At 64.8% G+C, this 23,433-nt stretch carries 23 protein-coding genes; 20 read left to right on the forward strand and 3 right to left on the reverse strand.

Annotation, left to right across the window (positions count from 1 at the left end):
* Positions 1–35: 35 nt before the first annotated feature.
* Positions 36–1,523 (forward strand): lysine--tRNA ligase, encoded by a 1,488-nt coding sequence (gene lysS, locus V6X30_RS02415; RefSeq protein ID WP_367983048.1) that lies wholly within the window; start codon positions 36–38, stop codon positions 1,521–1,523.
* A gap of 9 nt (positions 1,524–1,532) precedes the next feature.
* On the opposite strand, the gene ygfZ is transcribed toward lysS, so the two are convergent.
* A complete protein-coding gene (gene ygfZ, locus V6X30_RS02420; RefSeq protein ID WP_367983050.1) occupies positions 1,533–2,501 on the reverse strand; it encodes a CAF17-like 4Fe-4S cluster assembly/insertion protein YgfZ in 969 nt (322 codons plus the stop codon).
* Positions 2,502–2,587: 86 nt separating this feature from the next.
* On the opposite strand from ygfZ, the gene V6X30_RS02425 reads away from it, so the two are divergent.
* The 18 genes from V6X30_RS02425 to acpS all read left to right on the forward strand — a co-directional run bounded on the left by V6X30_RS02425 (position 2,588) and on the right by acpS (position 16,897).
* Positions 2,588–2,785: a DUF1674 domain-containing protein gene (locus V6X30_RS02425; RefSeq protein ID WP_367983051.1), complete on the forward strand. Its 198-nt coding sequence runs from the start codon at positions 2,588–2,590 to the stop codon at positions 2,783–2,785.
* Positions 2,786–2,892: 107 nt separating this feature from the next.
* Entirely contained in the window at positions 2,893–3,273 is a 381-nt protein-coding gene (gene sdhC / locus V6X30_RS02430; protein WP_367983052.1) for a succinate dehydrogenase, cytochrome b556 subunit, read from the forward strand.
* An 11-nt stretch (positions 3,274–3,284) separates the two neighbouring features.
* A complete protein-coding gene (gene sdhD / locus V6X30_RS02435; protein WP_367983054.1) occupies positions 3,285–3,665 on the forward strand; it encodes a succinate dehydrogenase, hydrophobic membrane anchor protein in 381 nt (126 codons plus the stop codon).
* Between the two features lie 3 nt (positions 3,666–3,668).
* Entirely contained in the window at positions 3,669–5,456 is a 1,788-nt protein-coding gene (gene sdhA / locus V6X30_RS02440) for a succinate dehydrogenase flavoprotein subunit (protein ID WP_367983055.1), read from the forward strand.
* A gap of 17 nt (positions 5,457–5,473) precedes the next feature.
* Positions 5,474–6,253: a succinate dehydrogenase iron-sulfur subunit gene (locus V6X30_RS02445; RefSeq protein WP_367983056.1), complete on the forward strand. Its 780-nt coding sequence runs from the start codon at positions 5,474–5,476 to the stop codon at positions 6,251–6,253.
* Between the two features lie 22 nt (positions 6,254–6,275).
* The gene (locus V6X30_RS02450; protein WP_367983057.1) at positions 6,276–6,530 is read left to right on the forward strand and encodes an FAD assembly factor SdhE; all 255 of its coding nucleotides are present in this window, start codon (positions 6,276–6,278) and stop codon (positions 6,528–6,530) included.
* 7 nt (positions 6,531–6,537) lie between these two features.
* Entirely contained in the window at positions 6,538–6,909 is a 372-nt protein-coding gene (locus V6X30_RS02455; protein WP_367983058.1) for a protein YgfX, read from the forward strand.
* Positions 6,910–7,030: 121 nt separating this feature from the next.
* Positions 7,031–7,618, forward strand: a complete 588-nt coding sequence (rpoE, locus tag V6X30_RS02460; protein ID WP_367983059.1) for an RNA polymerase sigma factor RpoE — start codon at positions 7,031–7,033, stop codon at positions 7,616–7,618.
* Positions 7,619–7,623: 5 nt separating this feature from the next.
* Positions 7,624–8,226, forward strand: coding sequence for a sigma-E factor negative regulatory protein (locus V6X30_RS02465; protein ID WP_367983061.1), 603 nt, complete (start codon positions 7,624–7,626; stop codon positions 8,224–8,226).
* Complete coding sequence (locus V6X30_RS02470; protein ID WP_367983062.1) at positions 8,210–9,247, forward strand: MucB/RseB C-terminal domain-containing protein; 1,038 nt, start codon at positions 8,210–8,212, stop codon at positions 9,245–9,247. Before V6X30_RS02465 ends, V6X30_RS02470 begins: the two co-directional genes overlap by 17 nt.
* Before the next feature lie 31 nt (positions 9,248–9,278).
* A complete protein-coding gene (locus V6X30_RS02475; protein WP_367983063.1) occupies positions 9,279–10,712 on the forward strand; it encodes a DegQ family serine endoprotease in 1,434 nt (477 codons plus the stop codon).
* A 110-nt stretch (positions 10,713–10,822) separates the two neighbouring features.
* A complete protein-coding gene (lepA, locus tag V6X30_RS02480; protein WP_367983064.1) occupies positions 10,823–12,619 on the forward strand; it encodes a translation elongation factor 4 in 1,797 nt (598 codons plus the stop codon).
* Between the two features lie 22 nt (positions 12,620–12,641).
* A complete protein-coding gene (gene lepB, locus V6X30_RS02485; RefSeq protein WP_367983065.1) occupies positions 12,642–13,379 on the forward strand; it encodes a signal peptidase I in 738 nt (245 codons plus the stop codon).
* Between the two features lie 17 nt (positions 13,380–13,396).
* A complete protein-coding gene (rnc, locus tag V6X30_RS02490) occupies positions 13,397–14,113 on the forward strand; it encodes a ribonuclease III (RefSeq protein ID WP_367984520.1) in 717 nt (238 codons plus the stop codon).
* Positions 14,106–15,029 (forward strand): GTPase Era, encoded by a 924-nt coding sequence (gene era / locus V6X30_RS02495; RefSeq protein ID WP_367983066.1) that lies wholly within the window; start codon positions 14,106–14,108, stop codon positions 15,027–15,029. The genes rnc and era overlap by 8 nt, the downstream gene beginning before the upstream one ends.
* A complete protein-coding gene (gene recO / locus V6X30_RS02500; protein WP_367983067.1) occupies positions 15,026–15,781 on the forward strand; it encodes a DNA repair protein RecO in 756 nt (251 codons plus the stop codon). Before era ends, recO begins: the two co-directional genes overlap by 4 nt.
* Entirely contained in the window at positions 15,756–16,505 is a 750-nt protein-coding gene (pdxJ, locus tag V6X30_RS02505) for a pyridoxine 5'-phosphate synthase (protein WP_367983068.1), read from the forward strand. Before recO ends, pdxJ begins: the two co-directional genes overlap by 26 nt.
* Positions 16,502–16,897 (forward strand): holo-ACP synthase, encoded by a 396-nt coding sequence (acpS, locus tag V6X30_RS02510; protein WP_367983069.1) that lies wholly within the window; start codon positions 16,502–16,504, stop codon positions 16,895–16,897. Before pdxJ ends, acpS begins: the two co-directional genes overlap by 4 nt.
* On the opposite strand, the gene V6X30_RS02515 is transcribed toward acpS, so the two are convergent.
* The gene (locus V6X30_RS02515) at positions 16,894–20,382 is read right to left on the reverse strand and encodes an FAD-dependent oxidoreductase (protein WP_367983070.1); all 3,489 of its coding nucleotides are present in this window, start codon (positions 20,380–20,382) and stop codon (positions 16,894–16,896) included. The two genes, acpS and V6X30_RS02515, sit on opposite strands and share 4 nt — an antisense overlap.
* Before the next feature lie 91 nt (positions 20,383–20,473).
* Positions 20,474–21,844, reverse strand: coding sequence for an exodeoxyribonuclease VII large subunit (gene xseA / locus V6X30_RS02520; RefSeq protein ID WP_367983071.1), 1,371 nt, complete (start codon positions 21,842–21,844; stop codon positions 20,474–20,476).
* A 119-nt stretch (positions 21,845–21,963) separates the two neighbouring features.
* On the opposite strand from xseA, the gene guaB reads away from it, so the two are divergent.
* Positions 21,964–23,430, forward strand: a complete 1,467-nt coding sequence (gene guaB, locus V6X30_RS02525; RefSeq protein WP_367983072.1) for an IMP dehydrogenase — start codon at positions 21,964–21,966, stop codon at positions 23,428–23,430.
* The last annotated feature ends 3 nt before the right edge of the window (positions 23,431–23,433 follow it).

Below are 23,433 nucleotides of genomic sequence, written 5' to 3' on the forward strand. Positions count from 1 at the left end.
ACGGCTCAGTCAAGTACCCGCAAGAAGAGAACATCATGGCCGAAGAGCAGGAAGAGCATCGTCTGATCGCCGAGCGGCGGCGCAAGCTGGATGAGTGGCGGGCGCGCGGCGAGGCATTCCCGAACGACTTCCGACCCCGGGATCGGGCCGGCGATCTGCAGGAACGCTGCGCGGACTGGGATGCCGGGCGCCTGGAGGCGGAGGCCGTCCGCGTCAGCATCGCCGGGCGCATGATTCTCAAGCGGGTCATGGGCAAGGCGAGCTTCGCCACCGTGCGCGACATGTCGGGCGACCTCCAGCTCTTCATCCGGCGTGACGAACTGCCGGAGGGCGTCTATGAGGATTTCAAGGGCTGGGATGTCGGCGATATCGTCGGTGCCACGGGCAAGCTGATGCGCACCCGGACAGGAGAGCTCTCGGTGCGATGCGACGAGCTGCGCCTGCTGACGAAATCGCTACGGCCCCTGCCCGAGAAATACCACGGTCTCGGCGACACCGAAGCCCGTTATCGCCAGCGCTACCTGGATCTGATGACCAATCCCGAGGCGCGGCGCATTTTCAACATGCGCAGCCGGATCGTGCGCTATATCCGCGATGTCTTCCACGAGCAGGGGTTTCTCGAGGTGGAAACGCCCATGATGCAGCCCATTCCGGGCGGGGCGGCGGCCAAGCCCTTCGTGACTCACCACAACGCCCTGGCGCTGGATCTGTACCTGCGTGTGGCCCCGGAGCTCTACCTCAAACGCCTGGTGGTAGGCGGTTTCGAGCGGGTCTACGAAATCAACCGCAATTTCCGCAATGAGGGCGTCTCAACCCGGCACAACCCCGAGTTCACCATGCTGGAGTTCTACGAGGCCTATGCCGATTACCGTGATGCCATGGACCTCACCGAGGTCCTGCTACGGGGCCTGGCTCGGGAAGTGGTGGGCAGCGAGCGGATCGAATGGCAGGGTGAGCGCATCGATCTGGCGCCAGCCTTTACGCGACTGAGCATGCGCGATGCCGTGCTGGCCGAGAACCCCGATCTGGCCGGGCAGCTGGATGACCGCGCCGCACTCGCCGCACATGCCGAGGGGCTCGGTATCGATGTCCAGTCTCAGTGGGGCGCCGGCAAGCTGCTGTTGGAGATCTTTGAGAAGACCGCCGAGAGCCGGCTGCGCCAGCCCACCTTCGTCATCGACTATCCCACCGAGGTGTCGCCGCTGGCCCGGCCCCGCGACGACGATCCGACCGTGACCGAGCGCTTCGAGCTCATCATCGCCGGCCGGGAGATCGCCAACGGATTCTCTGAGCTCAACGATGCGGAGGACCAGGCCCGCCGCTTCCGGCACCAGGCCGAGGAAAAGGCCGCCGGTGACGAAGAGGCCATGCATTACGACGAAGATTACATCCGTGCCCTCGAATATGGCATGCCGCCGGCGGTGGGTGAGGGCATCGGTATCGATCGGCTGGTGATGATGCTCACCGACAGCCCGTCCATCCGCGACGTGCTGCTGTTCCCGGCGATGCGGCCGGAGGCCTGAGCGGTCGCCTCAGGCCGGCGGCGGATAGGGCAGGTCGAGCAATTCGAGTCCGACGCCGTTGACCGTCAGCGCCTCATTGCCGGCCTTGTCGATCCGCAGGACGGCGAGCAACTCACTCGCCTCCCCGGCGGCCTCGGCGGCGCTGACCACCACCCCGGCCTCAGCGCCCTCGTGATCGTTCACCGCGGTGCCCGGCGCCGGCGGATCACCGGCCATGCGGGCGTGGTAGAGCCGACGCTTGAGTTGTCCCCGGTAGTGCATGCGGGCCACCACTTCCTGTCCTGGATAGCAGCCCTTTTCGTAACTGATGCCCCCCAGGGGCTCGAGGTTGAGCATGGTGGGGATCACCGATTCACTGATCGCCGGCGTGACGGCGGGCAGCCCGGCGCGGATGTCCTGTAGCCGCCAGAAAGACTCACTGCCCTCGGTCAGTGTCTCCTGGAAGCGATCCGAAAAGGCATCGATCTGTTCGGTCGGCGCGAGGAGCAGGTAGCGCAGACCATGGTGGCCGGGCAGTGCGATGACGTGCAGATCGCCGGCCCGCACCAGTCCGCCGGGTTGGCTCGGCAGTGAGCCAGCGGCCTCGGTGAGCAGGGTCTCGGCCACTGGCCCCGCGAGCCCCAGCAGCGCCTCGCTCGTCGTCAGATCCGTGAGGGCCACCCGTGAGCGCAGGATGAACATCTGCAGCTTTGGCTGGATTGCCTGGAGCAGCCCGGCATCGGCGATCAGCAGCAGGCCGGTGTCGCTCGGCACAACGCGGAACAGCGCCCGGGTCCGCCCCTTGGGGTTGCACCAGGCGGCGAGCGTCGTCGCCGATTCACCCAGGTTGCTGACGGCCTGAGTGAGCTGGTTCTGAAGGAATCCGCCGCTGTCCTCGCCTGCCACATGAAGAACGCCCAGCGAGGGGAGGGGGCAGACAATGCCACTATCCGCGAGGGCCATTTCCATTTCATCGACGGTGGGCAAGGGCTGATGCATGCTCGGCTCCGGATCGAATGCGTTCGGATGGATGTCCATGAGATGATGCCATTGGCGTCATCCAACGTGCACCCGGAGGTAATCCCATGACTGATGAACGCGAAGAACAGCGCCCGGAGACCGCCGAGAACACCCCGGCGGATGCCGAGGCATCTCCGTCCGCCGCGCCGGAGCCCGACTGGCAGCGACCGGAGACCTGGCCGAAGGAGGTTGGCGGTAAACGCGGGCCGGAGCCTACCCGCTACGGCGACTGGGAGAGTAACGGCCGTTGCACTGACTTCTGAGTGGTCGGTCGGCGATTTGTTGCACTGCCGCGATCTTGCGCGCGAAGCCGTGTGAGCGTAGTTTATTGGGATAATTCCAAAACACATGGCCCCCGGAGAGAGCCACGATGAGTACGGATAACCGTCCACTTTCCCCGCATCTTCAGGTCTATCGTCTGCCATTCACCGCGCTGACCTCCATCAGCCACCGGATCAGTGGCGTCCTGCTGTCCGGCGGATCCCTGGTGCTGGTTTACTGGGTGCTCGCCGCAGCCGCTGGCCCGGAGAGTTATCAGACGGCCAGCGCCATTCTTGGCAGCCTGCCGGTGCAGATTCTGCTTTTCCTCTGGACGTTCGTCCTGTTCTACCACCTCTGCAACGGCATCCGGCATCTGGTGTGGGATGCTGGCCATGGCTTCGAGCTGGAGACAGCCGAGCGTTCCGGTCAGATCGCCATTGGTGCGGCGGTGGCTCTGACGCTCATCGCCTGGCTTATCGCCCTGGTCTGAGGAGAGATCCCATGCAATATCGAACACCGATCAAAGAGGCTCGAGGCCTTGGCGCCTCTCACCATGGGACGGCGCACTGGTGGATGCAGCGCATGACGGCGATCGGCATGGTGCCGCTCATGCTCTGGCTGGTGGTCGGTCTCGCGATGCACACCGGTGGCGGCTACGCGAACGCCGTGGCGTGGCTGGGCAGTCCGTTCAACGCGATCGTGATGGTCCTCACCTTCGGCGTTCTGTTCTATCACGCTTCCCTCGGGTTGCAGGTCGTGCTCGAGGACTACGTGAGCCATAAAGGGGTGCGGCTTGCCCTGGTGCTGGCAGTGCGTTTTCTCGCCCTGCTGCTCGCCACGGCGGCGATCTTCGCCGTCCTAAAGATTGCATTCGGAGGCTGACCGATGACCGCCGATTACGAGATTGTCGATCACACCTATGACGTTGTGGTGGTGGGTGCCGGTGGCGCCGGTCTGCGTGCCACCTTCGGAATGGCCGAGAAGGGCCTGAAGACCGCCTGTGTCACCAAGGTGTTCCCGACCCGCAGCCACACCGTCGCGGCGCAGGGCGGTGTCAGCGCGGCCCTTGGCAACATGGGCGAGGATGACTGGCGCTGGCATGCCTACGACACCATCAAGGGCTCGGACTGGCTGGGCGACCAGGATGCCATCGAGTACATGTGCCGGGAGGCGATCCCGGCCATCATCGAGCTCGAGCACTATGGCGTTCCCTTCTCCCGGACCGAGGAGGGCAAGATCTATCAGCGGCCGTTTGGCGGCATGACCACGCACTTCGGCGAGGGCACCGCCCAGCGGACCTGTGCGGCGGCGGACCGGACCGGTCATGCCATTCTGCATACGCTCTATCAGCAGTCTCTGGCCCATCAGGCGGAGTTCTACATCGAGTTTTTCGCCCTTGACCTGATCATGGAAGACGGCGCATGCCGCGGGGTGATCGCACTGGAGCTCGCCACCGGCAGGATCCATCGTTTCCGTGCCCATATCGTCGTCCTGGCGACGGGTGGCTATGGACGGGCCTGGTTCTCCTGCACCTCGGCGCATACCTGCACCGGCGACGGCGGTGGCATGGTGCTGCGGGCCGGCCTGCCCCTGCAGGACATGGAGTTCACCCAGTTCCACCCCACCGGCGTCTACGGCGCCGGCTGCCTGATCACCGAGGGCGTTCGTGGCGAGGGGGGTTATCTGACCAACTCCGAGGGCGAGCGCTTCATGGAGCGCTACGCCCCGAATGCCAAGGACCTCGCGTCGCGCGACGTGGTGTCCCGGTCGATGACCGTGGAAATCCGCGAGGGGCGCGGTGTCGGGCCCAATGCCGATCATATCCATCTGCATCTCGAGCATCTCGGCCCGGAGGTGATCCATCAGCGCCTGCCGGGTATCGCCGAGACGGCGCGGATTTTCGCCGGCGTGGATGTCACCAAGGCGCCCATCCCGGTGCTGCCCACGGTGCACTACAACATGGGCGGTATACCAACCAACTACCGTGCCGAGGTGGTGGCGCCGCGTGACGGCGATCCCGATGCGGTGGTGCCGGGGCTGATGGCCATCGGCGAGGCGGGCTGCATCTCCGTTCACGGGGCCAACCGCCTCGGCTCGAATTCGCTGCTTGACCTCGTGGTGTTCGGACGGGCCGCTGCCATTCGCGCTGCCGAGATCGTCTCGGAATCCGGCGAGCATAAGCCGCTTCCCGCGGACAGTGCCGAGTACTCGCTCTCGCGCCTCGACCGCCTTCGCAATGCGGACGGCGAGCACCCGACCGCGGGCATCCGCGAGCAGATGCAGAAGACCATGCAGGATTACGCCGCCGTCTTCCGCACGCAGGAAACGCTTGAGCAGGGTCACAAGCGCATTCACGAAATCCAGTCGATGTTCGACGATGTGAAGCTGACCGACCGCTCACTGGTGTGGAACACCGATCTGGTGGAGACGCTGGAACTCGAAAACCTGCTAGGCAACGCGGTGGTCAGCATGGACTCCGCGCTCAACCGCCGGGAAAGCCGCGGTGCTCACGCCCGCGAGGATTACAGCGAACGTGATGACGAGAACTGGATGAAGCACACGGTCTCCTGGCTGCAGGAGAGTGGCGATGTCCAGCTCGACTATCGACCGGTACACATGACCACGCTGACTGACGAAATGGAAGTCATTCCGCCCAAGAAGCGCGTGTACTGACCCAGGAGAGGTTTGCCATGGCCCAGTTCATCCTGCCCCCCAATTCCCGTATCAAGCAGGGCGAGCATTACGCCGCGCCGAGTGGTGCGGTGAATACCCGGATCTTCAAGGTCTATCGCTGGGAGCCGGACTCCGGCGAGAACCCGCGGCTGGACACCTACGAGGTGGACCTGGATAGCTGCGGGCCGATGGTTCTCGACGCCATCATCAAGATCAAGAACGAGATCGACCCGACGCTGACCTTCCGCCGCTCCTGTCGTGAGGGGATCTGTGGTTCCTGCGCGATGAACATTGACGGACGGAACACCCTGGCCTGCACCAAGGCCATCGACGAAATCGACGGCGATGTGCGGATCTACCCGTTGCCATCGATGCGGGTCGTCAAGGACCTTGTCCCGGACATGACGCACTTCTACGCCCAGTACGCCTCGATTCGGCCCTGGATCCGGACCGAGACGCCACCGCCGCCGGACCAGGAGCGCCTGCAGAGCCCCGAGGATCGCGAAGAGCTGGACGGGCTCTACGAGTGCATTCTCTGCGCCTGCTGTCAGACGTCCTGCCCGAGCTACTGGTGGAACCCGGACCGCTATCTGGGGCCGGCCGTTCTACTGCAGGCCTATCGGTGGATTGCCGATAGCCGGGACGAGGATACCGGCGGGCGCCTTGATGATCTCGATGACGCCTTCAAGCTCTATCGTTGTCACACGATCATGAATTGCGCTTCGGCGTGTCCCAAGGGGCTGAATCCCGCCAAGGCCATTGCCGAGATCAAGCGCCTCATGGTTGCTCGGCAGTGATCTGCCCTGGCGTATGAGTGAAATGTCCAGGCTGCGCTGGCGTTGTCGGCGCGGCACGACAGAGCTGGACCGCCTGCTGACCCGGTTTCTCGAGTCGCCGTCCGGCGGCTATGGGTCACTCGATGCGACGGGGCGAGCGGCCTTCGAGCAGCTGCTTGATTGCGAGGATGATCACCTTATTGATTGGCTCGTCAACGGCCAGCGGCCCAGGGAGGGTGCCCTTGTCGATATCGTCAACCGAGTTCGAGCCGTCTCTGGCCTACCGACTCAGGCCTAGCCTCCGCTTGCGCATCGCGCTGGTACTCCTGCCCGGCCTTGCGGTCACCGGGCTGCTTTTCAGTACCGGTCTGCCAGAGGCGCTGCGCCTCTTTGGAGTGCTTGTCACGCTGGTGGTCACCGTCTTTGCCCTGCGCCGGCACTGGCCGGATTGCATCCACGGGCTGTGGGGTTTCAGGCTGGAATCGGGGAGGCGATGCCGCCTTTTCACTGCGGATGGCGGAGAAGAGTTGGTGAGTGTGAGCGATTCGCTGGTTCTACCGTCTCTGGTCCTTCTCTCACTGCGGGGCACCGGCCGCCGCAGAGCCCTGGTCATTCCGTCGGATGCGCTTGATGCCGAGTCGCACCGCCGTCTACGCCGTGAGGCGAGGGCATGGTGAGGCGTTTGCGGGGCTCCGGGGCATCCGCTAGCCTTGCCATCACTGTGAACTTCTACTGTGTTCCCTGGTCAGTTTGTTCTGGCAGCGTCCGGCTGTCGGGGGCCCCGGGCGCGGAGGGCAAATGAGTACCGCGAATGCGGACAAGGAGTTGGTTGAGCGTGTACAGGCCGGTGACAAGCAGGCCTTCGATATGCTGGTACTCAAGTACCAGCACAAGCTCGTCAAGCTCATTTCCCGCTACGTCCACGATCACGCCGAGGCACTCGACGTCTCCCAGGAGGCCTTCATCAAGGCCTACCGGGCTCTCCCACGATTCCGTGGTGACAGCAGTTTCTACACCTGGCTCTACCGCATCGGCATCAACACGGCGAAAAATCACCTGGTCTCCCAGGGCAGACGTCCGCCGGATAACGACATCGATGCCCAGGATGCTGAACGTTACGACATCGAATCGCGTCTCAAGGATCAGGAGTCACCGGAGGCACTGGCCCAGCGTGACCAGGTGCAGGAAACCGTGATGAGTGCCATCGAGGACCTGCCGGATGATCTGCGCACCGCGATCACGCTGCGTGAATTCGAGGGATTGACGTATGAGGAAATCGCGCAGGCAATGGACTGCCCGATCGGTACGGTTCGGTCACGGATTTTCCGTGCCCGTGAGGCAATAGATAAACGGCTCCAGCCGCTTATGTCCGGGACAGACGGGTGACGACGATGCAAGACGATTCACTGGAACAACTCTCCGCTTTCGTGGACGGTGAACTGGGGCGGGATGAGTCTCGCTTCCTGCGCCGCCGGATCGAAGCGGATCCGGCCCTCCGCGAGCGGCTCATGTACTATCACGCAATAGGCCCCGCCGCCCGTGGAGACTATGTCCCCGGAGCGGAGCAGCTGGCCAATCGGGTCAGCGAAGCGCTGACGGACGAGCCGGCCCATCAGGCCGCAGCCGGAGACACCGGCCAGAACCGTGGCTGGCGCCGACTCTCACCGATCCTCCAACCGGTGGGCGGCGTCGCGCTTGCCGCCAGCGTGGCGCTGGGCCTGGTGGTGGCATGGCCAATGGTCTCCGGACCATCCCAGCCATCCCAGCCGTCAATGGATGTTGCCGTTCGCGTGCCTGCCGAACCGGCTGCCGGCAATCTGTCCCGGGTTGGCGGCGAGGGCCGTGTCGAATCCGGCATCGTCGCATCGGGGGACACGGAGGTTCGGCGTCGTCTCAGCCCCTATTTCGTCAACCACAGTGAGCACGCGGCAACCGGACGCCTCGGCGGAACGCTGAAATACGCCCGTATTGTCAGTCATGATGCGGAACGATAGACGCCTCGGACATCCCCTTGGGTTCCCGGCCCTGGCCGCGCTCCTGCTCGCCCTCATCGCCGTCTCTCCGGGCGCCTTCGCCAGCGAGTCACCCGAGTCGGCCGCCGAATGGGTCGAGTGGGCCAACGAGGCCCGCGACAGCAACAGTTTCATTGGCGAGTTCGTCTATCAGCACGGCAGTGATATTGGCAGCATGAAGATCTGGCGCTCCGCGGATCCGGAGACCGGAATCCGTGAGCGTCTCGTCTCCCTCTCGGGGGAGCCCCGCGAAATCCTCCGCGGCGGTGACTCCGTCACCTGCATTCTGGGTAACAGCGAGTCGGTGCTCATCGACCAGCGGCAGCTTCGGCGTCCCTTGAGTGCACGTATTCCGGAGGACGTCGACCGCCTGCGGCCGCATTACGAGCTGCGCCTGGTGGGCGAAGATCGTGTTGCCGGCCGTGCCGCCATGCAGGTCAACCTCGAGCCGCAGGATGCGTTTCGTTACGGCTACTCGGTCTGGCTTGATGTCGAAACCGGCCTGCTCACGCGGGCGGAGGTGCTCGGGCCCGATGACGAGGTGATCGAGCAGTTGATGATGCTGGATATCGAAATCCTCGATCAGATCGATCCGGCGCTGCTTGAGCCCATGCTGGCGAGCGAAGGGGAGGGGTATACGCAGATCACCAATAACCTCCCCCGCGATGAGGGTGAACTCGAGGCGCATCAGGAATGGGCGATGGCAGAGCAGCTCGCGGGGTTCGCGGTGCAGATGGACCGTATGCAACAGCTCCCCGGGCGTCCCCATCCCGTCCGCCATCTGATGCTCTCCGACGGGCTGGCGACGGTATCGGTGTATATCGAGCCGGAGAGCCAGGCCGGGAACTTTGAGGGCGGCATGCAGATGGGCGCGATGAACGCCTATGGAAGAACCGATGATGGCTATCAGACCATCGTTGTAGGCGAGGTGCCGGCAGTGACGGTGGAACGCATCGCCCGCTCGCTTGTCCCGAATACCGACAGCAGTCAGCCAGGACAATAGATCCATGAAAACCCTAGCAAAGCGTTTATGCATGCCCCGCATGCTCATCATGGCGTTCGTCATCCTCACAGCGATGCCCGCCGGCAGCGCCATCGCCCAGAATCTGCCTGAATTCACCGGGCTGGTCCGTGATAACAGCGCCGCGGTGGTCAACATCAGCACCACGCAGGAGATTGAAGCCCATCAGGGTGGTATGCCGAATATCCCGGGCATGCCCGACCCGGATGAGTTGCCGGAGGGGCACCCCTTCCGGGACTTCATGGATCGGTTCATGGATGAGGATGGCAATGGTGATCCGGCGCCCCGGCGGGATTCGCGCTCGCTCGGGTCGGGTTTCATTCTCTCGGAGGATGGCTACATTCTGACCAACCACCATGTTGTTGACGGCGCCAGCGAGATCGTCGTGAGACTGAATGATCGACGGCAGATGACAGCGGAGCTGGTCGGTGCTGACGATCGCACTGATCTGGCCCTGCTCAAGGTGGACGGAAACGATCTGCCGACGGTGAAAACGGGAGAATCCTCCGCTGTCGAGGTGGGCGAGTGGGTGCTCGCCATCGGTGCGCCCTTCGGATTCGAGCACTCGGTGACCGCCGGCATCATCAGCGCCAAGGGCCGCAGCCTGCCGACCGAGAACTATGTGCCATTCCTGCAGACCGACGTGGCGATCAATCCCGGTAATTCAGGTGGCCCGCTGTTCAACCTCGACGGTGAGGTGGTCGGCATCAATTCGCATATCTACAGCCGCTCGGGCGGCTTCCAGGGCATCTCTTTCGCCATCCCCATTGAGCTGGCGATGGAGGTCGCGGATCAGCTCCGCGAGGGGGGTGAGGTCAGTCGTGCCTGGCTTGGCGTCGTGATTCAGGACGTCACCCGGGACCTCGCTGAATCCTTCGGCATGGATCGGCCCGAAGGGGCGCTCGTGGCACAGGTGCTACCGGATAGCCCGGCGGCGGCGTCCGGGCTGGAGCCGGGCGACGTCATCGTGGAATTCGATGGACGTGATGTGCCCACCTCGGGTTCGCTACCCCCGATGGTCGGCCGGGCGCCGGTCGGATCCACGGTCCCCGTGGTTGTGATGCGGGATGGTGGACGTGAGACGGTCGACGTGACGCTGGCGCAGCTGCCGGAAGATGCGGGTCAGCGGCGGACCGACGGCGGCAATGGCCAGTCGGGTGACTTCGAGGACCTGGGGTTGAGCGTCGAGCCACTCAACGCAGAACGGCGCGAGGCGCTCGGGCTTGAAGCGGATGTCGAGGGTGTTGTGGTGACCGGCGTCAGCGGCGGCCCGGCGGCGGAAGCCGGCCTGGAGCCGGGCGATGTAATCACCCGGGTCAACCGTGAGTCCATCGACAGTCTCGGGCAGTTTACGGACATCCTCTCCGGCATCGAGTCTGGCCGGAGTGTGCCGTTGCTCGTCCTCAGGAATCAGGGCCAGCGGTTTCTTGCCCTGCGTATGCCCTGATGGGTATCGTGTCGGACTGATGCGTCGGCCGTCGGCCGGCCGGGCCGCAGCAACATGCGTTGCTGCGGCTTCCTTGTTTCCGCAAGCGGCCTGAGCCGGGCCAGGACTTCATGCACCAGATCAGAAACTTCTCCATCATCGCGCATATCGATCATGGCAAATCCACGCTGGCGGATCGGCTGATCGAGCGTTCGGCGCACTTCCAGTCCCGCCAGATGAATGAGCAGATGCTCGATTCCATGGACCTTGAGCGGGAGCGGGGCATCACCATCAAGGCGCAGTCCGTCTCCCTGGACTATACGGCGGCCGACGGCCAGACCTACCAGCTTAATTTCATCGATACGCCTGGCCATGTGGACTTCTCCTACGAGGTCAGCCGCTCGCTCTACGCCTGCGAGGGGGCCTTGCTGTTGGTGGACGCCTCGCAGGGCGTGGAGGCGCAGAGCGTCGCTAACTGCTACACCGCGGTGGAGCAGGGTCTTGAGGTCATCCCCGTTCTGAACAAGATCGATCTCCCGTCGGCGGAGCCGGATCGGGTGATCCAGCAGATTGAGGAGATCATCGGGCTGGATGGCGCCGAAGTCGTGCCGATCAGCGCCAAGACCGGGGATGGTATCGATGATCTGCTGGAGGCGCTGGTGGAGCGTATTCCGGCACCGCAGGGCAACCCGGATGGCCCGCTCAAGGCGCTGATCATCGACTCGTGGTTCGATAACTACCTCGGCGTGGTCTGCCTGGTCCGCGTCTTCGACGGGGAGCTGCGCAAGGGCGACAAAATCAAGGTCATGTCCACGGGGCGTGAGTTCCAGGTGGACGAGCTGGGCATCTTCACGCCCCAGCGCAAGACCTGGGATTCGTTGAGCGCCGGTCGGGTCGGGTTCGTTGTGGCCGGCATCAAGGACATCGACGGGGCGCCGGTGGGTGATACGCTCACCCACGCGAAAAACCCCACCAGCGAGCCGGTGCCCGGTTTCAAGGTGGTTCAGCCGCGGGTATTCGCCGGCGTCTTCCCGACCAGTTCCGAGGACTATGAGGCGTTCCGCGACGCCCTCGGCAAGCTGCGACTCAACGATGCCGCCCTGCATTACGAGCCGGAGAACTCCGAAGCGCTCGGGTTCGGGTTCCGCTGCGGGTTTCTGGGGATGCTCCACATGGAGATCGTCCAGGAGCGCCTGGAGCGGGAATACGGCCTTGATCTGATCACCACGGCGCCCACTGTGGTCCATGAGGTGGTGGACAAGGAGGGAGAGGCTCACCTGGTGCACAACCCCTCCGAGCTCCCGCCGGTGAACGATGTCGAGGAGATCCGCGAGCCGATTATCCATGCCAGCATTCTGGTGCCCCAGGCTTATGTTGGCGCGGTCATCAAGCTCTGCGAGGAAAAGCGGGGTACCCAGAAGGGCATGCAGTACGTGGGCAACCAGATCGCCCTGGAGTACGAGATGCCCATGGGCGAGGTGGTGCTGGATTTCTTCGATCGCCTGAAGTCGGCCTCGCGTGGTTACGCCTCATTCGACTACGAGTTCCGCCGCTTCCAGCGCGAGCGGCTGGTGAAGCTGGATATCCTGGTCAATGGCGATCGGGTTGATGCCCTGTCGGTGATCGTTCACCGGGATCAGGCCGAGGGTCGTGGCCGCGAGCTCACGGAGAAGCTCAAGGAGATCATCCCGCGTCAACAGTTCGAGGTGGCGATCCAGGCCGCCGTGGGCTCCAAGGTAATTGCCCGCTCCACGGTGAAGGCGCTGCGCAAGAACGTGACGGCGAAATGCTATGGCGGCGACATCACCCGTAAGCGCAAGCTGCTCGAGAAGCAGAAGCAGGGCAAACGACGCATGAAGCAGGTCGGCCGCGTGGAGATCCCCCAGGATGCGTTCCTGGCGGTTCTGCAGGTCGATCAGGACAAATAGACGCGCAGGCGGGCCAACCAGGATGCTGGATTTCGAGCTGCTACTCGTCCTGCTGACCGCGGTCAGTGGGACCATCTGGGGATTTGATCGCTGGCGCCGACGACGGAGACCGGCCGATGCCCGGGTCTCCTGGTGGGTAGATCTCGGGCGATCACTCTTCCCCGTGATCATCATCGTGCTGGTCGTGCGCTCCTTCATTGTCGAGCCGTTCCGCATTCCCTCCGGTTCCATGCTGCCGACGCTCGAGGCCGGCGACTTCATTCTGGTCAACAAGTTCGGCTACGGCCTTCGCCTGCCGGTGAGCCATGATCTGATCGTGCCGGTGGGCAAGCCGGAACTTGGCGATGTCGTGGTCTTTCGCTATCCGGTGGATACCTCCCAGGATTACATCAAGCGCATTGTGGGTCTGCCCGGAGACACCATCACGTACACCGGCAAGCGCCTCGCCATCAACGGCGAGCCGGTGCCGATCGAGCGACTGGGCGAATGGAGCGGAGATGATGCATTCAATCTCTTCCGCGAGCGTCTGGGCGATGACTGGCATGAGATGATCGAGCACCGTGGTAGCAGTGGCCGCGGGTTCAGTTTTACCGTGCCGGAGGCGCACTACTTCGTAATGGGGGATAATCGCGACCGCAGCAGCGACAGCCGCTTCTGGGGGCCGGTGCCGCAGGAGAACCTTGTCGGCAAGGCCTTTTTCATCTGGCTTAGCTGGAATGGCGGGCCGAACTGGTCGCGGATGGGTGACGTCATTGAGTGATTGCAGGGAGCGCATTGCTGATGGATGACCTCCAACGCCTCGCCGAGCGGATCCAGTGGGACTTCGATGAACCGGCACTGCTTCAGCAGTCGGTGACACATCGCAGCTCGGATGGCCCGAATAACGAGCGCCTGGAGTTCCTGGGTGACTCCATTCTGAATTTCGTGATCGCCTCGGAAATCTTCGAGCGGCGCCCCGATCTGCGCGAAGGCGAGCTCAGTCGGCTGCGGGCATCCCTGGTCAACAAGAACGCGCTGGCGGATATTGCCCGGGACATCGCGCTGGGGCCCCATATTGTCCTCGGCAGCGGCGAGCTCAAGACCGGCGGGCGTCGTCGCGACTCCATCCTTGCTGACGCCCTCGAGGCCGTGATCGGTGCGGTCTATCTCGATGGCGGCTACGAGGCGGGCAGAGCCCTGGTACTGCGCCTGTTCAGCGAGCATCTCTCGCGCCTGCCCGACATGGAAGCGCTCAAGGATCCCAAAACCCGGCTGCAGGAATATCTGCAGGCGCGGCATCTGGAACTGCCGCATTATGACGTCAAGCATATTAGTGGCCGGGCGCATGAACAGACCTTCCGGGTCGTCTGCAATTGTGAGTCCCTCCAACTGGTCGGGCAGGGCGTGGCCGGCAACCGGCGCCAGGCCGAACAGGCGGCCGCGGATGACTTGCTCTCTAAAATCGCCGCCAGCGGAGCAACGATGAATGACAGTGCCGGAGTCACCGATGAATAAGCCACAGGCCCCTGACTCGCCGGGCACTCTGCCGGCCGGGTTTGTCGCGCTCGTCGGCCGGCCCAACGTGGGCAAGTCGACGTTACTCAATGCGCTGCTGGGCCAGAAAGTGAGCATCGCAACCCGTAAGCCCCAGACCACCCGTCATCGCATTCTGGGCATTCACCAGCGTGATGACGCACAGATCATCTATGTCGATACGCCAGGTCTTCATGATGGCGGTCGAACGGCCATGAACCGTTACATGAATGAGGCGGCGGGAAGCGCGCTCAGCGAAGTCGATGTCGTGGTCTTCATGACCGAGGCGGGCCGCTGGAGCGAGGCGGATGAGCGCGTACTGCGCCGTCTGAAGGAGACCAATGCGCCGGTGATCGCGGTGATCAACAAGGCCGATTGCGTGCGCGACAAGAATCGTCTCCTGCCCGAGATCGCTCGTATGGCGGAGCGGGGCGAATTCGCCGCGGTGGTGCCGCTATCGGCGGAGAAAAGAGACAACCTGGAAGCCCTCGAGGCAGCCATCATCGAGCATCTGCCGAGCAGTCCGCCGCTCTTCCCACGTGATCAGGTCACTGATCGAGACGAGCGCTTCATGGCTACGGAACTGGTTCGCGAGCAGGTCACCCTGATGCTTGGCGACGAGCTCCCCTACGCCAGCACCGTCGAGATCGAGGCCTTCGAGCAGGAGGGACGGCTGCGGCGGATCGCCGCGATCATCTGGGTGGAGCGTGTCGGCCAGCGTCGGATCGTCATCGGCGAGGGCGGCGAGCGCATCAAGCGCATCGGAGCGGCAGCCCGGCATGAAATGGAACGGCTCTTCGGCGGCCGCGTCTATCTCAAGCTCTGGGTCAAGGTCCGGGAAGGCTGGTCCGACGATGCACGGATGCTTCAGTCGCTTGGGTATACCCCGCAGGAATGAACGCCGGCCCGCGGGATGTGACGCTGGAGCCGGGTTTCGTCCTACACGCCCGACCCTATCGGGATACCAGTCTGCTTGTTGAACTGCTGACCCGCGATCACGGGCGCGTCGGCGTAGTCGCCCGCGGTGTCCGCAGCCGCCGCTCCCGTCTTGCCGGGTTGCTTCAGCCCCTCCAGCCGCTCGCCCTTTCCTGGCGCAGCCGCGGCGAGCTCGGCGCGCTGCGCGCCGCGGAGCCCGCCGGCAGACCGTTCCTGCTCCGGGGGCGAAGGCTGGTCAGTGGGCTCTATGCCAATGAATTGCTGATCCGCCTGCTCGGTCGCGAGGACCCCCATCCGGGGCTGTTCGAGCGCTATCTGGCCATGCTCGAGGGGCTGGCTGAGGGGGTTGCCGAGGCGGTCGCCCTGAGGGCGTTCGAGCGGGATCTCCTGGCGCTGCTGGGCTATGGCCTGCCGCTGGCGAGGGATACCCGCGACGCCCCGCTGGTGCATGATCAGTGGTATCGGTACGATCCCGCCCATGGCGCGACGCCGGTCGCCGGGCCTCGGGCCGGCGGTCTGGTGGTCAGCGGAGGCACGTTGCTGGCCCTTGCCAGCGAGCCACTCACCGAGGCGGCCGCCCGCGCCAGCCGCGATATCATGCGGGCCGCGCTGCAGCCGCATCTGGGTAATCGACCGCTTAAGACACGCGAGCTCTACAGCCGTTATACAGCCAGGGGAGAACAGGACCATGGCCCATCATCAGGGCAGCCTTGAGCCGTTACTCGGCGTCAACGTCGATCATGTGGCAAGCCTGCGTCGCAGCCGGGGCACCCGCTACCCCGATCCCGTTCACGCCGCCCAGCTCGCCGAACAGGCGGGTGCGGATGCCATTACGGTGCATCTTCGAGAGGATCGACGGCATATCAATGACCGCGACGTTGAACTGCTTGCGCAAACGCTTCAGACGCGCATGAATCTGGAGATGGCGGTCACCGATGAGATGCTCGCCATCGCCACTCACCTGCAGCCCACTGACTGCTGTCTCGTGCCCGAGCGTCGTGAGGAGCTCACCACCGAGGGCGGGCTGGACGTCGCCGGTGAGGTGGCGCGGTGCACGGGCGCCTGTCAGTTCCTTGCCGAGGCCGGCTGCCGCGTGTCGTTGTTCATCGACCCGGAGCCGGCGCAATTGCATGCCGCCGTGGAGGCCGGCGCGCCGGTGGTGGAGCTGCACACGGGTGCATTCGCGGAGGCCCGCAGCGACGCCGAGATCCATGCCGAATTCCAGCGCATCCACGAGGCCGCGAAGCTGGGTCATTCCCTTGGCCTGCAGGTGAATGCCGGCCATGGCCTGCACTACCACAACGTGGCGCCCATCGCCGCGCTGCCCGAGATCACCGAGCTCAATATCGGCCATGCCATTGTCTCTCGCGCGCTCTTTACCGGGCTGACCGAGGCGGTGCGTGAGATGAAGCGGCTCATTCGCGAGGCGCGGCATTGAGCATTGTCGGTATCGGCACGGATATCGTCGAGACAGTGCGCCTGGAGCGGATGCAGAGCGATCATGGTGAGCGCCTCGCTGCCCGCCTGCTGGCATCCGGTGAGCTCGCCGGATACCGGAGCGCTCTGTCAGCTGGCCCTTCTGCCGCGGCTGCGTTCCTGGCCCGACGCTTCGCTGCCAAGGAGGCGGCGGCCAAGGCGCTCGGCTGCGGCATCGGCAGCGAAGCGGGTTTCCATGATCTGCGGGTGAGCCATGACAGGGGCGGTGCGCCGGTGCTGACCTTCCATGGCCCCGCCGCGCGGCGCGCCGGGCGGCTGGGTATCCAAACCGCCCATCTGAGCATCAGCGACGAGCGCCACTACGCCGTCGCCATGGTGGTGCTCGAGCGCTAACCCGCCTCCGCTTCGGGCAGGACCTGCTCCAGCCACTGGCCGTTCAACCGGTCGCTGAGGCGGTTCTGCTGCTGACGGGCGGAGAGGTTGTCCAGATCGATCCAGGTCAATGGCTGATCCTGGCCGGCGCAGGAGAATACCGGTCGCGTCCGCTCACCGGTCTCGGGGTCGATCTGCCATTGCAGGCACTGCGCGCAGACACCCTGCATCATGCACTGCATCGGGCTGCCGACGGTCCCGAAGGCATCGCAGTCCTTCGCGACCAGCCCCGCCAGTTCTCCGCGCACCGCACTCTGGAAGCCCTTGAGCAGCCCCGTGCCGCCCATCACCATGATGCGGTCGACATCCGACAGCGGGATGCCGCCCTGAGCCGGGCCGATTTCACCGGCGCCGTAGCGCTTGACCACATCGATCATGTCGGTGGCCTGAAGGCTTACGTCCTGAGGCCGCCGTGCCTCGATGAGTTCATCCTTCGCCGTACACCAGATGATCTGGTCGGCCCCGGCCTCCAGTTCGTCCTGATGGTCGACATCGCCCGCACCGCCAAACGCCGCCACGTAAAGGACGCGATTGCCGGCGGCACGCAGCGCCGCTCCGATGTCGAGCATGACGGCCGCGCCCCAGCGGCCGGCCACGACCATGATCGTCCGGTTGGTGGGCATGTCCGTGGGGGCGCCGGTGGGTCCCATGAGAACCAGCGGATCGCCTGGCTGCAGGCGGCCGACGAGGCGCGGACCCGCGCCCCACTGAAGCACCATCAGCCGGATGCAGTCATCCTTCACGCCGGTACCCGAGACGGTAATGAGCGGAATCTGCAGGCGTGTGTCGCGCACCACCGGTGACAGCGACTCGAAGGTCTGCAGCCGGAAGAACTGCCCGGCGCGGAAGTTGCGTGCGGCCATCGGCGCGCGCACCCAGATCTCCACCATGGCGGGATTGTCGCGACGGACCTCGACCACCCGGGCGGTGAGCAGATCGTCCATGCGGTCGAGAAAGTCGACGTGCGACTCGTCGCTGCCCGGTGCCTCATGGGCCATGGCGGCCTCCACGTAGGGATAGGTCCGCATGCCCGAGGCAATGGCCTTGACCACACTGCCGTGGAACGCCGGATGCGTATCGCCGATGAAGGTGACCCGACGGCCGCCCTCGTCATAGGAGGTAAAGGGACCGAACACCTTCGACTTGCAGTGCTCGGCATCGTCCACCGGCTCCAGTCCCTGATCGGTCGGGGTGTGGGCCAGGAAGTGGTTGCCGTCGAGCTTGAACGTCTCGTGGTGCTCGCGCTCGTAGATGGTGTTGGGCACGGTACCCGCGGCGATGAAAATGGCCCGGGCCGGCAGTCGCCGCTCGGCGCCCGTGGGCACCCAGTGGCCATCCCGATGGCTGAGCTCGCGGCAGACCAGCGCACTGACGTGCTCGTGCTCGTCCACCTCGGCGTTGAGTGGTTCGAGCCCCTCGGCGTAGTAGAGCGCCTCCTCGGTGGCCTTGATGACCTCTTCGTGGTTGCGCACGTAGGCCGGTGAATCGGTCATGCCCTTGCGGTAGGCGACCGTCACGCCGCCCCAGGCGCGGATCAGCGGATTGAAGTCGGGCTCGCGCGCTCCGGCGGCGGCCCTGGCCCGCTCCTCTCGGATGGCCCGGCCGTGCTCGACGAATTCCGCCAGGGTCGAGCGATCCTCGTCGTTCATACCGGCGGTGACCGCCTCGGCGCCGAGCTGCTCCGAGAGTCGTTCATAGCGCTCGAGGATCTTCTCGACCTGTTTGACGTAATAGGCCTGGACCTCGGTGGCCGTATCGACGCCCGTGAGACCGCCGCCCACCACCACCGCGGGGAGCCGGACCTGCAGGCTGGCCAGACTCGATGCCTTGGCCGCCCCGGTCAACTGCAGTGCCATGAGGAAGTCACTCGCCTGGCGCATGCCCCGCGCGAGACTGTTACCCATGTGCACCACCCGCGGCAGCCCGGCCCCCGTGGCATTGACGACATGATCGAAGCCGAGTGACCAGGCGTCCTCCAGCATGACGGTACCGCCGAGCCGTGCGCCACCGAACACTCGGAAGTTGTGCCGCCGGGCCAGCGTCAGATAGATCAGTTTCAGGAAATTCTTGTCCCAGCGCACCGTGATGCCGTACTCGGCGACGCCGCCGAAGCCGAGCAGGATGCGCTCGTCGAGGTCTTCCTGCAGGTCCTTCCATTGCTGGACCGGCTGCTGGAGCAGTTCCGCCGGCAACGGTTCGATCTTGAGCCCGTCGATGCCGACCACGGCCGTCCCGTTCATGGTCAGATGATGCGCCATGGTGAAGCCCGCCGGGCCCATGCCGGCGACCAGCACGCGTCGGTTGTTGTCGGTGCGCTGGATGTACTGCTCTCGCCGCAGCGGGTTCCAGCGGGTGAGCAGGTGATAGAGTTCCACACCCCAGGTGAGGTCGAGACTGTCCGTGAGCACGCGGGTCTCGATCTGCGGGATGTTGACCGGGTCCTGCTTCTGGTAGATGCAGCCCTTCATGCAGTCGTTGCAGATGCGATGCCCGGTGGCGGGGACCATCGGATTGTCGACCATGATCATGGCCAGTGCGGCGAGGTTGTAGCCATCGCGGCGCAGGACATGCATCTCGGAGATCTTCTCCTCCAGCGGGCAGCCGGTGAGCGTCACCCCCAGGGGGTCCACCTTGTAGCCGAGCTCGGGTTGGGTCTTTTTCTCCGGAAAGCCGCGGGAGCAGAAATCGCCCTCGTGCTCGTGGCAGTAGATGCAGTAGTGGATCTCGCTCTGGACGTCACGGCTGTCCATGCGGCCGTCGGTCAGCGAGAAGCCGTCGCGGTGTCGCCAGCGCGCGGGATCGGCCTGGCGCCGGCTTACGCCGTCCACTTCCACGGTCTCGGTGGGCACCAGATCGAAGTGGTCGACCCGCTCGGGGAGCCGGAAGCTCGCCCAGCCCCTGACCCGCGCCTGTCCGGCGGCGGTCTGACGGGCAAGCTTGCACCAGGCGGTGAGTGTCTCGATGGCCTCGGCGTTGGCGGCTTCGTCCTCCAGCAGCGCCATGCCGAAGCGTGCGATGGCACGCTCTTCATCGTCATCCTCGATGTATCCGAGGCCGGCGCGCACCGCGGCGTCGAGTTCCTCGAAAGAGTACTCCACCGGGCGGCGGTGTTTCTTGACGCGGCGCTGGACGAAGGCCTGTTTGAACTGCATGACCACGTCGTCCGCGAGGATCGACTCGCGCAGCGCATTCAATTCGGATTCGATTCCGAATAGTCGGCCGATGAAGGCCTCGACATGCGGGCCGAGCTCGATCAGCAGTTCGCTGTTCTCGGTACCGGGCAGGTCTGCGTCCCGGCCCCGATAGTCGAGCAGCCGGGCGGCCAGTGAGGGCGCGGCGGTCTCCAGGTCATCGAGAAAGGCCCGGTCAAGCCGATAAAGGCCCTCCGGCGTCTGCAGGCTGGCGAAGTCGAGGCCGTAGCGGCCGAGGCTGACGTCGAGATCCATAATCTCCCACGGGTGCGGTTCGGATAGTGCCGCCATGATGCGCGTGGGACGCTCCGTCAACAAGCCAGACGCGATGCGGTTTTGCCCTGGGTCAGTTCTCGCCGGAGAGCGGTGCGTCATCGCCATGGCCCTCGACCCGGGCCACGAGGGTACCTTTGCCAAGCCGGGCACGGATTGGCTCGCCGACCTCCACTGAGGATGCCTCGCGGAGGATCCGGCCATCGTCGGCCTTCTGGACGATGGCGTAGCCGCGATGCAGCGTGGCGAGGGGACTGACGCCCTGCAGCGCTCGGCCGTTTTCCTGCAGACGGGCACGGCGCAGCGCGATCACCTCCTGCATGGCACGCTCGAGCCGTTGGCCAAGATGCGTGCGGTGTGTGCTCAGGCGCTGGATGAGATGACTCGGCGGGTTGGTCCGCAGTCGCCGGTCCAGGTTCTGCACCGCCGTGGCGCGCCCGGACAGCGTTGACTGGACGGCCCGCGTCAGTCGCTGGTCGAGCTCGTCGAGGCGTTGGGCGCGATCCCGTAACTGGCGGCCCGGGTGCTGTGCGGCGAGTCGCCGTTCCAGGCTGGCGATTGTTTCAGCGCGTGCGGCCAGCGTTCGCGATAATGCCTGGCGCAGCCGATCACCGCCCCGGGCAAGCGTGCCGCGTAACGCCTCGCCATCGGGGGAGAGGCGCTCGGCGGCGGCGGACGGTGTCGCGGCACGCTCATCGGCCACCAGATCGGTAATGGCGATGTCCACCTCGTGGCCGACGGCACTAATGACCGGCAAGTGGCAGCGATGGATGGTGCGGGCGACCACCTCCTCGTTGAACGCCTGCAGGTCTTCCAGCGAGCCTCCGCCACGGCCGACCACCAGGACATCCACCTCGTTTCGGAGATCGGCCAGATCAATGGCACTGGCGATCTCCTCAGCGGCACCTTCACCCTGAACCCGTACCGGGTAGATCAGTATCGGTAGGGCGGGGAAGCGCCGGCCCAACACGCTGATGACATCGCGGATGGCCGCACCCGTGGGCGAGGTGACCACGCCGATCCGCCTCGGCAGTGCGGGGATCGGGCGTTTGATCGCTGGATCGAACAGACCCTCACGGCCCAGGCGCTCCTTCAATGCCTCGAAGGCCCGCTGCAGTGCGCCATCACCGGCGGGCTCCATATGCTCGGCAATCAGCTGATACTCGCCGCGCGGGGCATACAGTCCGATTCTCGCCCGCAGCCGCACCTGGTCGCCGTTCTCCGGGGTGAAGCGCAGGCGCATGGCGCGGTTGCGGAACAGCGCACAGCGCACCTGTGACTCGGCATCTTTCAGCGTGAAGTAAACGTGCCCGGACCGCGGTCGGGCCAGATTGGAGATCTCGCCCTCGACCCATACCAGGGGGAAGGCCTGCTCCAGGAGCATGCGGACTTCCTGGTTCAGGCGGGAGACGCTGTAGATGTCGTGCCGGTCCGATTCGCTCATGGCAACAGCCTAGCAGTTGGCCGGCAAGATGGCTGCGGGGAGACGATACATTGCCGCTGCAACGGCTCCGGCCGTATAATGGACGGTTATCCCGCCAAGTGCCACGAGAGGACGTCGCCATGCAGATCGCCCAGGAAGCCCTGACCTTTGATGACGTTCTTCTGCTGCCGGACTACTCCGAGGTCCTGCCCCGTGACGTCGATCTGACCACCCGCGTGACCCGCGATATCCGGCTCAATATCCCGTTGCTCTCCGCCGCCATGGATACCGTCACCGAGGCGCGGCTCGCCATCTCGCTGGCCGAGCAGGGCGGTCTCGGCGTAGTGCACAAGAGCATGAGCGTCGAGGCGCAGGCCCGCGAGGTGCGCACCGTCAAGAAGTTCGAGAGCGGCGTGATCAAGGAGCCGATTACCGTCCATCCCGAGGCAAGTATTCGCGAGGTGCTGCTGCTCATGGGCCAGCACGGTATCTCCGGTGTGCCCGTGGTCAAGGGCAGCGAGCTGGTTGGCATCGTGACCAGCCGCGATCTGCGTTTCGAGACGCGGCTCAATCTGCCCGTGACCGAGGCCATGACGCCTCAGGACCGGCTGGTCACCGTGCAGGAGGGCGCCGAGCGTGACGAGATTCTCACACTGCTGCATCGCCATCGGATCGAAAAACTGCTTGTGGTCAACGGTAACTTCCAGCTCCGTGGCATGATCACCGTCAAGGACATTCAGAAGGCTGAGGACTTTCCCAACGCCTGCAAGGACGAGCATGGCCGTCTCCGCGTAGGCGCGGCGGTGTCCACCGGCGAGGGCACGGAGGAGCGCGTCGAGGCGCTCGCCGCGGCGGGGGTCGATCTGCTGGTGGTGGACACGGCCCATGGCCATAGTCGCGGCGTCATCGATCGGGTGGCCTGGGTCAAGAAGCATTTCCCCGACGTCCAGGTGGTCGGTGGCAACATTGCCACCGGGGATGCCGCCGTGGCGCTTGCCGATGCCGGTGCCGATGCCGTCAAGGTGGGGATCGGACCGGGGTCGATCTGCACGACACGGGTCATCGCCGGCGTCGGTGTGCCTCAGATCAGTGCCATCGACAACGCCGTGAGCGCCCTCAAGGGCCGCGATGTCCCGGTCATCGCCGATGGCGGTATCCGGTTCTCCGGTGACATGGCCAAGGCCATGGCGGCGGGCGCGCATTGCGTGATGATGGGCAGCATGTTCGCTGGCACTGAAGAGGCGCCCGGTGAGGTCGAGCTCTATCAGGGGCGCAGCTACAAGTCCTACCGAGGCATGGGCTCGATTGGCGCGATGTCGAGCAGCCAGGGCTCATCCGACCGGTACTTCCAGGAGAATGCCGGCAATGTCGACAAGCTGGTGCCCGAGGGCATCGAGGGTCGTGTGCCCTACAAGGGGCCGATGAACGTCATCGTCCACCAACTGCTCGGCGGGCTGCGGGCCAGCATGGGCTACTGCGGCTGTCGGGACATCGACGAATTCCGCTCGCGGGCCAAGTTTGCCCGTATCACCAACTCCGGCGTCCGCGAAGGCCACGTCCACGACGTGAGCATCACCAAGGAAGCGCCCAACTATCGCAGCGACTGAGCG

Origin of the sequence: Spiribacter sp. 1M189, assembly GCF_040838345.1 — a bacterium.
Lineage (GTDB): Bacteria > Pseudomonadota > Gammaproteobacteria > Nitrococcales > Nitrococcaceae > Spiribacter > Spiribacter insolitus.